We start from the raw sequence: 12669 nt of genomic DNA, 5'->3' as shown, positions 1-12669 counted from the left end.
TTAAATTGTTAAAGAGCTTTACTTGTTGAGCCTTCCTTTTAGTAAGGAGCCTCTCGAAGTGGACGGCCATTCTAGCGGATTAGATTCCAGTGTCAAACACTTTTTTCAGCTAATTTTTCAAAGCATCTTAAATGCTTATCACCGTCTTGTTACTCAGTTCAAACCGCTTGGTTATCCTTGGCAACGGAGGCGCATTATAGAGAGAATAATCCTTTGTACAAGGCTAAAAACGAAAAAAAAGCCGCCACCGGCGACCGTTCGAACACTATTCACACAAAGCGTTTAAAATAGGTACGATTAAGCCTTAATTTCGGCCAATCGTACCTACCGCTCTTACTTCAACTATTGGTGAGCAATAATGCGGTCGTTGTTTACTAATAGCTGCACTTTCTTATCTGGATTAATTTTTCCTGCCAGTATCGCTTTCGCTAACGGGTTCTCGACACTTTGTTGAATCGCTCTTTTCAAAGGTCGCGCGCCATATACTGGATCAAAGCCAACTTGAGAAATCAACTTGAGTGCTTTATCCGAAACTTCAAGCTCATAACCATTGTCTTCCATTCGCTTCTTAAGGTGCTCAAGCTGAATAGCAGCTATCGACTGAATGTGCTCTTGACCCAATGGATGGAACACCACGCTTTCATCAACTCGGTTCAAAAACTCAGGACGGAAATGTTTACCTACCACTTCCATCACTTCATTCTTTATTCCTTGGTAGTCGAGCGTATTGAAGTTCTCTTGAATTCTCGAAGAGCCAAGGTTGGATGTCATGATCACTACCGTGTTTCTAAAATCGACTGTACGACCTTGTCCATCAGTTAAGCGTCCATCATCAAGCACCTGCAATAAGATATTGAAAACATCCGGATGCGCTTTCTCTACTTCATCTAACAAAATCACCGAGTAAGGCTTGCGACGTACCGCTTCTGTTAAGTAGCCACCTTCTTCATATCCAACGTAACCCGGAGGAGCACCAACTAAGCGAGCAACAGAGTGTTTCTCCATAAATTCAGACATGTCGATACGCACCATTGCATCGTCACTATCAAACATGAAGTTCGCGAGTGTTTTACACAACTCGGTTTTACCAACGCCGGTTGGGCCAAGGAATAAGAAAGAGCCAATCGGCTTGTTCGGATCAGATAAACCTGCACGGCTACGACGAATCGCATTCGATACCACTTCGACTGCTTCCGCTTGGCCAATAACGCGCTTATGCAGAACACCTTCCATTTTAAGAAGCTTCTCTTTCTCAGCTTCTAGCATTTTAGAAACAGGGATGCCTGTTTGCTTCGATAACACATCTGCAATTTCTGCATCCGTGACCTTATTACGCAGCAGTGTCATTTCTTGCATTTCAGCTTGAGTCGCAAGATCTAACTGCTTCTCTAATTCTGGGATTCGACCGTATTGCAATTCAGACATTCGGTTAAGATCACCAGCACGTCTCGCAAAATCCATATCCATACGAGCCTGTTCTAGCTCTGACTTGATGTGTTGCGTGCCTGAAAGCGCGGCTTTCTCTGCATTCCACACTTCTTCAAGCTCTGCGAAATCGCGTTCTTTGTCAGAAAGCTCTTCTTGTAATGTTCGAAGACGTTTTTCACTGGCTTCATCATTTTCATTGGTAAGAGCTTGCTGCTCGATCTTCAATTGAATGATCTTACGCTCGAGCTTATCTAGCGACTCAGGTTTTGAGTCGATCTGCATACGGATACTCGAAGCCGCTTCATCAATCAGATCAATCGCCTTATCTGGCAGCTGACGATCAGAAACGTATCGATGAGATAATGTTGCCGCCGCAACAATCGCTGGGTCGGTAATTTCTACATGATGGTGAAGTTCATAGCGCTCTTTCAAACCGCGGAGAATTGCGACCGTGTCTTCCACGGTTGGCTCATCGACAAGCACTTTTTGGAATCGACGCTCTAACGCAGGATCTTTCTCTATATACTGGCGATATTCATCGAGTGTGGTTGCCCCTACACAGTGAAGCTCACCACGAGCCAATGCTGGTTTTAGCATATTACCCGCATCCATAGAGCCTTCGCCTTTACCCGCACCTACCATGGTGTGAATTTCATCGATGAAGAGAATGATATTGCCCTCTTCTTTCGATAATTCGTTAAGAACTGATTTCAAACGTTCTTCAAATTCACCACGATATTTAGCGCCTGCAATCAAAGAGCCCATATCTAACGAAAGTACACGTCGGCCTCTCAAGCCTTCAGGTACTTCATTATTGATAATACGCTGTGCTAAACCTTCGACTATCGCTGTTTTACCAACACCTGGTTCACCGATAATGACGGGGTTGTTCTTAGTACGACGCTGAAGTACTTGGATAGTACGGCGGATTTCGTCATCTCGGCCAATTACCGGATCCAGCTTGCCTTGCTCCGCTCTTTCAGTCAGATCGATGGTGAACTTCTCTAACGCTTGGCGTCGGTCTTCGGCATTTGGGTCATCAACTTTTTGACCGCCACGAACCTGCTCGATAGCTTGAGATAATTTTTGCTCAGTAAGACCTAGCTCTTTAAGCAGGTTACCTAAAGGGCCTTTATCTTCAATTGCGGCAAGTAGGAAGACTTCCGAAGAAATGTATGTGTCTTGACGCTTTTGTGCGACCTTGTCACATAGGTTGAACAAAGTACCCATTGCATTCGACAGTTGAACATCACCACCGATACCACTTACTTTCGGTACACGGTCTAATATTTCGCTTAGCTTTGAACGCAATTGAACCACATCAATATTCAGCATGGTGAGCAATGGACGAATTGCACTACCATCTTGATTAAGCAAAGACACCATTAGGTGCACAGGCTCTATATATTGGTGATCACGACCTAATGCGAGCGACTGAGCATCAGATATCGCAATTTGGAATTTACTAGTGAATCGATCGAGACGCATGCCAACCTTCCTACTCTTAGATATGTTTATCTTATGGTTAGAAGATGGATACGGTAACGCGGATTTTCAAGGGATAAGAATGAAGAATAGAGCTGTTATAAAAATATAAATGAACTGGATGACTGGTTGCACTAACTAAAGGTTACTCTAACCAAATAAAAGTAGCTTGGCGTCCAGTAATACCATCACGACGATAAGAATAGAACGCATCCGCATCAGCGAAGGTACATAGATTGGAGTCTGTAACAGAAGTGACACCAACTTTGTTCAGTCTTTGCGTTGCAAGCTGAGACATATTCGCTAGCCATTTCCCTGGTTCAGCTTTGGCTTCAAATGCGAGTTTAGCTTGTGGGTCAAAACGAACGAAAGCTTCCAACACATCATCACCTACTTCAAAGGCTTGCTTGCCTATTGCAGGGCCAAGCCAAGCAATGATCTTATTCTCTGAATCTAGGTTTGAAAACTTTGCAACGGCATTTTCAAGAATGCCACCAGCAAGACCACGCCAACCAGCATGAACAGCAGCAACTTGAGTGCCTTTGGTATCAGTAAGGATTACAGGTAAGCAATCGGCTGTCATCGCAGAACAAACAACACCTTTAGCTGTGGTAAACGTACCGTCAGCATCAAGAATATCTGCCGTAGGGTGTAAAACCGTAACGACATCTGTTGAGTGAGTTTGATGTAGCCATACCGGAGCGGCAGGCATATTAGCGTGTTGCTTGAGCCAGGCTCTGTTGTTTTCAACAAGCGAAGCATCATCCCCAACATGCGTACCTAGGTTTAATCCTTGATACGCACCAGTAGAAAAACCATCAAAACGTGTCGAAGCAAATGCTTTCACGTTTTTTGGTGCATTCCAGTTAGGGATGATCATCGACATGATTAAATGTCGTCTTCCAAGTTTTCGCGCGCATCAACACGTAACGCTTCAGCCATCACGACCATGTCATTTGGCACAGGAGCGTGGAACTCAACTTCTTCACCTGTAATTGGGTGAACAAATTTAAGCATAACGGCGTGCAGTGCTTGGCGATCAAAAGAACGAATCATTGTTGTTAGTTCTTCAGATGCACCTTTTGGAATACGAGCACGACCACCGTATGCAACGTCACCTAGCAGCGGATGCTGAAGGTATGACATGTGAACACGAATTTGGTGAGTACGACCCGTTTCTAGGCGTAGACGAATACGAGTATGCTCGCGGAAGTGCTCAGCAACACGGTAGTGAGTTACCGCTGGCTTTCCTAATTCATTTACATCCATCAAGGTACGCTTAGTTGCATGACGGCTAATGCCTTTCTCTACCACACCACCAGCGGTCATTTTGCCAATTGCAATTGCTTCATATTCACGAGTAATACGACGCTTAGCAAGAGCACGCACAAGACGAGTTTGAGCTGGAACCGTTTTAGCCACAACCATAAGACCTGTTGTGTCTTTATCAAGACGGTGCACAATACCTGCACGAGGCACTTCTGCAATCTGTGGGTAATGGAAAAGCAATGCGTTTAGTATGGTTCCATCCGGTGTGCCTGCGCCTGGGTGTACAACCAGATCGCGAGGCTTATTGATAACCAATAAATCATCATCTTCGTAGACAATGTTTAGAGGAATATCTTGTGCTTCCCAGCGCTCTTCATCTGCAAGTTCAGCTTGCAAGATGATCTCTTCACCGCCCAAAACCTTAACGCGCGGCTTTGTAATAACTTCGCCATCCACTTGGATTTTGCCGTCAAGAAGCCACTCTTTAATGCGAGAGCGAGAAAAATCGGTAAATAGTTCAGCGACAGCTTGGTCTAAACGTTGACCTAACTGGCTGCTTTTTACTGTGTCTGTTAATGTGATCTGCTGAGCCATATCGAACTTTTTTAAAAACCGTGAGACTAATACCCATTAGTATGGATAAAATAGAATAATTGCATCATTGTATCTGTTACTGGTTAGAAAGTAACGGAAGCTTACGAAATATTTAATTCAAGGAATCGACGCCTGACATGAAACACCTTACTTTATCGGGTCTATTAGCCGTATCACTCTTGGTTGGTTGTTCAAGTAGTGAAGAGATAGTGCCAGATGTACCACCATCGGTTCTCTACTCTGACGCTCAAGAATCACTGCAGAGCGGTAGCTGGCTTTCAGCAATAGAAAAGCTAGAAGCCCTAGACTCACGTTACCCATTCGGCGCCTATTCTGAGCAAGTACAGCTCGATCTGATTTACGCTTACTACAAAAATGATGACTTGGCACTTGGCCTCGCTACCATTTCACGTTTCCTACGTTTGAACCCAACGCATGAGAAACAAGACTGGGTTCTTTACATGCGCGGCTTAACGCACATGGCGCAAGACCGAAACTTCATGCACGATATTTTTAATATCGACCGTAGTGACCGAGATCCTGAACCAGTGAAACTTGCGTTTGCTGACTTCAAGCGACTACTCGAACGTTTCCCTAGTAGCCCTTATGCTGAAGATGCACAAAAACGCATGTTCGCACTTAAGAACCGCCTAGCAGAGTATGACTTAGCAACCGCTGATTTCTACCTACGCCGCGAAGCTTGGATTGCTGCGATCAACAGAACGCAAGAGCTGCAAAAAACTTACCCAGACACCATTGCTGCGCGTAAGTCTTTAGATATCCAGCTAAAAGCTTATCAACAACTCGGCCTAGATGACGCTGTGTTAAGAACAGAAAAGTTGATTGAGTTAAACCCACTACCTTAATCAAACCTCTTACATCTCAATCCTAAAAGCGCGCTAATTTACTAGCGCGCTTTTTTTCATCTACATATCGCAAACTTGATGGATCGCATAATACACGGTATCTTCAAAAGATAACTTTTAACAAAACATCAACATGGAGTGTGGATGTGAGTAGGTTGTTATTATTTATCTGGATATCGCTATTTAGCCACTTATCCTACGCATTAGAACTGTCTCCATTAAGCAATAAGCCTTACATGGGTGACTTGGATGTGCTCAAAACCAAAGGAACGGTTAGAGTGCTAGTGTCTGCCGATCTTGGTTTCTATTACATCGAGGATGGCAAGCCAAAAGGCATCGTGGCAGAAATGCTCTACCACTTTGAGAAAAGCCTTCGTAAGAAACATCCCTATCTCAATGTTCAAATCATCCCCGTGCAACGAGATGATCTACTTCCCTCTTTAGAGTCTGGCTATGGTGATGTCGCTGTCGCTAACCTAACGATCACCGATAAACGATTACGAACCATCGATTTTTCGGATCCGATGATTAAAGATGGTAAAGAACTCATTATCACAGGGAAAAAGGCCGAACCTATCACCGAAATCAAGCAATTGAGTGGCAAAGAGGTGTGGATACGAGCAAGCTCGAGTTACTTCGAGAGTGTACAAAGAGTTAATAAGGAGCTTAACGAGCTAGGTTTACCACCACTGCATGTCCACTTTATCGAGGAGTCATTACAAGACTACGAGCTGATAGAACTGGTTAACCAAGGTTATATACAAGGCACAATTCTGGATAACCATAAAGCCAAGCTCTGGATCGATGTAATGGAAAACATTCAAGTCCATAACGACTTACCTTTACGAGAAAATGGTCGTATTGCTTGGGCTTTAAGAAAAGACAGCCCTCAACTGAAGAAAGAGATAAACAAATACGTCAAGACCGCACGAACAGGCACCCTGCTTGGGAATGTCATCTACCAGAAATACATCGACAATACTCGCTGGTTAGGCCGAGCACTCAACCCCAATAAAGTAGACCGAGTAGCTAAACTCTCAGATGTCTTTGAAAAGTATTCGAGCAAGTATGAATTTGATCCTTTGATGATGTCAGCTCAAGGTTTCCAAGAATCAGGACTGGATCAGAGCCGGATTTCTCATCGCGGGGCTATTGGTGTGATGCAGGTATTACCGAGTACCGCCAAAGATAAAAACGTCAACATCAAGAACATCCATAAGGTGGATAACAACATCCATGCGGGTGTGAAGTATATGCGCTTTATCAAAGACCGGTATTTTGACGACCCGGCAATATCACCCGACAATCAAATCTACTTTACCTTGGCTTCTTACAACGCTGGTCCTGCTAAGATCAGAAAGATGAGGAGCATTGCCAAGCAGAAAGGTTACAACCCAAACATCTGGTTTAAAAACGTAGAAATCATCACTCGCAAATACGTGAGTAAAGAACCCGTAACCTATGTTGCCAACATCAATCGTTACTTCGTAATCTATAAACAATTACAAGCTATCAATGCTATCCGAGAGGACGGCACAGCGAGATTACTGAACACTAACGACTAGGATCGCCTCCATCCCAGAGCTGGGGAGCCAAAGGTATTAGGTAAAGCTAAAAAACACAAAAGCCGCATAAGAATACTTATGCGGCTTTTGTTTATCTAATTCTGAAGAAGCTTATGTAGCGACCTATATTACAAGACCTATATCACAAAACACTATTGAGTAAATTTCAATCAAGCACTTTCCATAGGCTGTAGGACGCCCCTAAAAACTGATTTAATTTTTAGCGAAGCCTTGCCTCCAAGTTATCGTTTTTCATAAGGATAACAAGCATTTTTCGCCAAAAAGATACTAAGACTTGCGTAAGATCACATTTGATTTTAATGCTTATCCCACCCAACCAAAACAAGATCTAGATCACATTCTTTATTCCTAAAAGTCGTAATCTGAAGTTAACCCATGAGGGATACAACAGAGGAAAACTTCTATGAAAATGAACATCACTGGTAAAAACATCGACATTACCTCTGCAATCCGTGATCACATAGAAAGCAAATTTAAAAAGCTAGATAAATGGCAAGTAGACATCATTGGCTGCCAAGCGAGCTTTAGCGAAGAACCAAACAAGAAGAAGAAATTTGAAGCGGTACTAACCGTACCAAAAGGCCAACTTGTTGCTTCATCAATCCATGACGACCTCTACGTAGCGATCAACGAAGTAGAACAAAAACTAGAGCGTCAACTCAACAAGCTACGCCATAAACCAGAAGCGCGCCGCGCTGAAAAGCCTGAAATCGAAGAGCTAGAAGCTGAAGTAGAATAAGGAAAGAGAACAGATTAAAAAATAGCGCCTCAGGGCGCTATTTTTTTGCTTGACGCTCGTAGCTCGCTTGCTTATTGTGTTTAAACATTCATAAAACAATCACTTTTTATGCACACTCAATCTTTGTTTATTTTTGACTTCTTTTTTCTTCCGTAAATCGGAGGCTAAGTCGTTTTAGAAAAACAAGTCAAAAACGAACAAGAAGCCTCCCACACTAGGGAGGCTTTTTTATAAGGACACATTTATGACTGACCGCTCAATTTCACTGGATGATATCCGCCTTCGTCTTAATGATTTAGACGACGAACTCCTGAAGTTACTTTCAGAGCGTCGCAAGCTAAGTATCGAAGTCGCTAAAAGCAAAGTAGAGACATCAAAACCAGTTCGTGATGCAGTACGAGAACAACAACTATTAGTTAAGCTGATCAACAACGGCAAAGATAAATACGAACTTGATGCGCAGTACATTACCAAGCTGTTTCACACCATCATCGAAGATTCCGTTTTACTACAACAGTCATACTTACAAAACCTAGCGAACCCGCAAAGCCGTAAACCATTGGCTCGCGTTGCATTCTTAGGTTCTAAGGGATCGTATTCTCACCTTGCGAGCCGCGAATACTTCAGCCGCAAGAATATGGAATTGATTGAGCTGAACTGTAATCACTTCAAAGAAGTCGCATCAACAGTAGAGTCTGGCCATGCCGACTACGGTGTCCTGCCGATTGAGAACACCAGTTCAGGGTCAATTAACGAGGTCTACGACCTGTTACAGCATACGACTCTATACATTGTTGGCGAACTTTCTCAACCGATTGAGCACTGCCTTGTTGCTAAAAGTGATATCCGTTTAGAAGACATCAAAACACTCTACTCGCACCCACAACCTCATCAACAATGCAGTGAGTTCTTGAGCCGCCTTAAGGGTGTCAACCTTGAGTCTTGCGCAAGCACCGCTGATGCAATGAAAAAAGTTAAAGAATTGGGTGGTAATGACGTAGCTGCTATTGGTAATGCATCGAGCGGTAAGCTTTATGGACTACAGCCAATCCAGAGCAATATTGCAAACCAAACAGAGAACCACACTCGTTTCATCGTTGTGGCGCGTAAGCCTGTTGAAGTATCGACTCAAATACCAGCGAAAACAACGCTCATCATGTCGACATCTCAAGAGGCGGGTTCTTTGGTAGAAACACTACTGATCCTGCAACGCTTAGGCATCAACATGACTAAGCTAGAATCTCGTCCTATCATGGGTAACCCTTGGGAAGAGATGTTCTATGTCGATTTAGAGGCGCATCTGGATTCAGATAATATGCAACAAGCGATAACGGAACTAACAGCCATTACTCGCCACCTTAAGGTGTTGGGTTGCTACCCAAGTGAGAACATCAAAGCGACTCAAGTTAAGTTGTCATAGCTGAAAGTGAGTATCAGCTTTTAGCTAACATAAGTATTTGGCCTACAGCAGGCCAAATACTTAAATCACCCTCTAGTCGAGTACTATTCTCGCTAAGAAAACTCACCCTAGCATGCCTGAAACACAATTCACTTGTTTCGCACATTCGGCACGCTTACTCTCTCCACTACTTGAGTCTTTCTAACAAAAACTCATTAGTGGCTTTTTTTATCAATAAAGACAAAACCTTACCCCCTTCACAGGAAATCATCGAACTACGTATAATTAATAGCGAGTAAGCATTAAGTAACATAAACTTATGCGCTTAATTTATAAATAGTGTTGTCATTAACTATGAAGCTAAGTACTAAAATCTTACTACTGATAGCCCCTGTGATACTGATCAGTACCGCGGCTTCTAGCTATATTATTTATTCGACGCAAAAAAGCAGTTTCATCAAACGCGAAGACAACGCACTTCAACTGAACATGGAAAAACTAGCCGGATACTTTCGCCAATCTCGTTCGTTCCTCAATAGCTACTCTTACACCTTGACCCAGAGTGATATGGTGAAGCGTTATTTTCTCACTGACCAAAATCTATCTCGCGATCTTGAACTGGTCAGTAATCTTCGAGAAGCCATTCATTTCCTGCAAGATGACGATGAAAGCTATACAGGTTTAGCGCTTCTTAATGGTGATCGAAAACTGCGTTATTACGCGGATAATAGCAATGACTCACGCACTCAGATTGACAGTAAGATATTGGAGTATGTTGACCTGCACTATCAAGACACCTTAGCAACATCGAGTACCAACTATATTCAAAACTCCCAAGGCGAAGGGATGTTGGTTCACTATGACAAGGTAGATAGAAAAGCGATTTTCCCAACCGTTAACAATCAACCCGACGATGTGTTCTTTGTTGTTGTCTCTGTCTCTCTCGACAAATTTAATGCGCTGAGAAAACAGATAGAGTTCGACTACCAAACCAGCTTGTTCTTCACATCCATAGCGGTTTCTTTGGAAAATGATGTTACTCACTCAGTCAAGCTTGCACCAGAACTGTACGCCACGGTCGATCCGGCGCAATTCCTGTTGGAAAACAAGCTCGATTCAATTTGGAACAAGCTGAGTTTGTCGTTTGCACTGTCTGCGTTTGTAACTGTCGCTCTGCTACTCATGCTTCTGTCTCGCACAGTGATTACTCCAATAACACGGCTCGATCGACAGCTACAGCAAGTTGAAAAAAAACAACGTAAGAACATTGAACGCTTAGGCACTCGTGACGAGCTTGGCCGCCTATCACAGCGTTTTTATGACATGTATCAAGAGCTAGACAACACCTACCAGCAAACCAAGCTCTTGGCCGAAAATGATCAGTTAACTCAAATAGCCAATAGGCATCAGTTTCAAACCTTCGTTCAGCAATCGTTGCCAAAACCGAGTTCGAATACCGAAACCTGGGTTCTCTATTTTGACTTGGACAACTTCAAGTTTGTCAACGACAAATACGGGCATCAAATCGGCGACTCGATTCTGGTTTCTTTTGCTCAGCGTATTTCAGATATTTGTCGTCATTATAAAGAGGAATTCGACGCTCATTGTATGCCAGCCCGACTTTCTGGAGACGAGTTCGTTGTCTACATTAACGCTCCTAGTCACCGAGGAAATGTCGCGCATCGATTCTCGAACGATTTGCTCACTCCACTGCAAAAAGGCTTTGTCACCGAATCAGGCAGCTTTCCGATCACGGTCAGTATTGGTATTGCGACCTACCCTAATGATGGCAACTCAATCGAGAAGCTTCTGTCCAACGCGGATACCGCGATGTACCAAGCCAAGCGTGCCGGTAAAAACCAATTTGCTGACTATTCACGGGATTTAGACAAAGCCATTCAGCGCCAAGCAGATATTGAACGTGCGCTTAGAGGTAAGAATTTTGATGATGAATTCAGGCTCGTTTACATGCCCTACATGGATTCCACCGGGACTGATGTTATTGGCGTTGAGGTGTTATTGCGTTGGAATTCAAAGCAACTTGGTTTGGTTCCACCAGATGAGTTCATTCCAATAGCCGAACAAACCGGGCTGTTTGAACATGTTGACCGCTGGGTAATACAGAATGCGTTTGCTTCATTCCATCGACTTCAGGCTCAATTTGATCACTCAATTCAATTGTCGATCAACCTATCTTCTGCTGGCATTGAAACCACTCATCTTGCGGGTTTCATTAAAGAACACGCGGAGTTAAATCGAATTCCACCAAGCCTAATCGATTTTGAAATCACTGAAACCTTTTACTCAAATTCAGAAGGTTTTCCATTGCTGAACGAACTGGCATGCATGGGCTATCGACTTGCGATTGATGATTTTGGTTCCGGTTACACCTCTATCACTCAACTGGTGCAGTATCCAACTCAGAAAATTAAATTGGATAAAGCGTTTTTGGATACCTTGATTGAGACCAATAACCAGAACATCGTAAAACCGGTTATCGGGTTGTGTCATGCTCAAGGGAAAAAGGTCACCGCCGAAGGGATTGAAACTCAAGGCATGCACCAGTGGTTACAGGATGCACAGTGCGATATGCTGCAAGGCTATTACTTTGGTAAACCCATGCCACTAGAAGAATTGAGTGACTGGTACCGACAACATCAACTCAATCTAATCGACAACAAAAAGAATCCGACACATGAAATCTGTAATCATCGCATCGCTGAACCCAGCTAAAATCAACGCCGTTAAAAGTGCGTTCTTATCTGCTTTTCCTGATACTGAATTTGATTTCCAAGGCATCAGCGTCCCTAGTGGTGTCGCCGATCAACCGATGAGCAATGATGAAACCTATCAAGGTGCCGTGAATCGAGTTCACAACGCAACTCAAGCTCAGCCTGATGCAGACTTCTATGTTGGTCTAGAAGCGGGAATAGAAACAAACGTCACCTTTGCCTGGATGGTGATCGAAACGAATGGCCAACGTGGCGAGTCTCGTTCAGCAAGTCTGATGCTGCCACCAGCCGTACTTGAGAAACTAGAGCATGCAAACGAGTTAGGGGATGTGATGGATGAAGTGTTTGGTACCGACAATATCAAACAGAAAGGTGGTGCCATTGGCCTACTGACACATAACCAATTGTCACGCAGTTCGGTCTATCATCAAGCTTTAATTTTGGCTCTGATCCCATTTGTGAATCCTGAACACTTTCCTATTTAGTATTTGAGGCTTCCTTAAACTTCAAAAGATTCCAAGAACAATCTTCAGAAACAAAAAACGCTAACATCCAGTTAGCGTTTTTTATC

At 43.4% G+C, this 12669-nt stretch carries 9 protein-coding genes and 1 other annotated feature; of the genes, 6 read left to right on the top strand and 3 right to left on the bottom strand.

What is annotated here, in order from left to right:
• Positions 1–342 precede the first annotated feature (342 nt).
• From clpB to rluD, 3 genes are all read right to left on the bottom strand, one after another.
• Positions 343–2916 carry an ATP-dependent chaperone ClpB gene (clpB, locus tag AB4138_RS21010; protein ID WP_372129723.1) on the bottom strand — a complete coding sequence of 858 codons (2574 nt, stop codon included), beginning with the start codon at positions 2914–2916 and terminating at the stop codon, positions 343–345.
• A gap of 142 nt (positions 2917–3058) precedes the next feature.
• Positions 3059–3799 (bottom strand): peptidoglycan editing factor PgeF, encoded by a 741-nt coding sequence (gene pgeF / locus AB4138_RS21005; RefSeq protein ID WP_372307575.1) that lies wholly within the window; start codon positions 3797–3799, stop codon positions 3059–3061.
• Positions 3800–3801: 2 nt separating this feature from the next.
• Positions 3802–4776, bottom strand: a complete 975-nt coding sequence (gene rluD / locus AB4138_RS21000) for a 23S rRNA pseudouridine(1911/1915/1917) synthase RluD (protein WP_017059364.1) — start codon at positions 4774–4776, stop codon at positions 3802–3804.
• A gap of 137 nt (positions 4777–4913) precedes the next feature.
• Here rluD and AB4138_RS20995 point away from each other — a divergent pair, with 137 nt between their 5' ends.
• From AB4138_RS20995 to yjjX, 6 genes are all read left to right on the top strand, one after another.
• Positions 4914–5642: an outer membrane protein assembly factor BamD gene (locus tag AB4138_RS20995; protein ID WP_017059363.1), complete on the top strand. Its 729-nt coding sequence runs from the start codon at positions 4914–4916 to the stop codon at positions 5640–5642.
• A 140-nt stretch (positions 5643–5782) separates the two neighbouring features.
• Positions 5783–7207, top strand: coding sequence for a lytic transglycosylase F (locus AB4138_RS20990; protein ID WP_346393666.1), 1425 nt, complete (start codon positions 5783–5785; stop codon positions 7205–7207).
• 424 nt (positions 7208–7631) lie between these two features.
• The gene (gene hpf / locus AB4138_RS20985) at positions 7632–7967 is read left to right on the top strand and encodes a ribosome hibernation-promoting factor, HPF/YfiA family (protein ID WP_004735034.1); all 336 of its coding nucleotides are present in this window, start codon (positions 7632–7634) and stop codon (positions 7965–7967) included.
• 110 nt (positions 7968–8077) lie between these two features.
• Positions 8078–8199, top strand: a sequence feature (Phe leader region).
• A gap of 12 nt (positions 8200–8211) precedes the next feature.
• On the top strand, positions 8212–9387 hold the full coding sequence (pheA, locus tag AB4138_RS20980; RefSeq protein ID WP_017059361.1) for a prephenate dehydratase: 1176 nt from the start codon (positions 8212–8214) through the stop codon (positions 9385–9387).
• Positions 9388–9720: 333 nt separating this feature from the next.
• Positions 9721–12099 (top strand): bifunctional diguanylate cyclase/phosphodiesterase, encoded by a 2379-nt coding sequence (locus tag AB4138_RS20975; RefSeq protein WP_017062854.1) that lies wholly within the window; start codon positions 9721–9723, stop codon positions 12097–12099.
• Complete coding sequence (gene yjjX, locus AB4138_RS20970; RefSeq protein ID WP_017062855.1) at positions 12062–12583, top strand: inosine/xanthosine triphosphatase; 522 nt, start codon at positions 12062–12064, stop codon at positions 12581–12583. Before AB4138_RS20975 ends, yjjX begins: the two co-directional genes overlap by 38 nt.
• Positions 12584–12669: the final 86 nt, after the last annotated feature.

Source organism: Vibrio sp. 10N.286.52.C3 (genome assembly GCF_041468865.1).
Lineage (GTDB): Bacteria > Pseudomonadota > Gammaproteobacteria > Enterobacterales > Vibrionaceae > Vibrio > Vibrio crassostreae_C.
Note: the sequence above shows the minus strand (reverse complement) of the source record. Positions and strands in the feature narration are given on the sequence as shown.

Bases quoted from the DNA above. Each gene is read 5' to 3' on its own strand.
- AB4138_RS20975 (WP_017062854.1), top strand. From the start codon at position 9,721: ATGAAGCTAAGTACTAAAATCTTACTACTGATAGCCCCTGTGATACTG.
- clpB (WP_372129723.1), bottom strand. From the start codon at position 2,916: ATGCGTCTCGATCGATTCACTAGTAAATTCCAAATTGCGATATCTGAT.
- pheA (WP_017059361.1), top strand. From the start codon at position 8,212: ATGACTGACCGCTCAATTTCACTGGATGATATCCGCCTTCGTCTTAAT.
- pgeF (WP_372307575.1), bottom strand. From the start codon at position 3,799: ATGTCGATGATCATCCCTAACTGGAATGCACCAAAAAACGTGAAAGCA.
- yjjX (WP_017062855.1), top strand. From the start codon at position 12,062: ATGAAATCTGTAATCATCGCATCGCTGAACCCAGCTAAAATCAACGCC.
- AB4138_RS20995 (WP_017059363.1), top strand. From the start codon at position 4,914: ATGAAACACCTTACTTTATCGGGTCTATTAGCCGTATCACTCTTGGTT.
- hpf (WP_004735034.1), top strand. From the start codon at position 7,632: ATGAAAATGAACATCACTGGTAAAAACATCGACATTACCTCTGCAATC.
- rluD (WP_017059364.1), bottom strand. From the start codon at position 4,776: ATGGCTCAGCAGATCACATTAACAGACACAGTAAAAAGCAGCCAGTTA.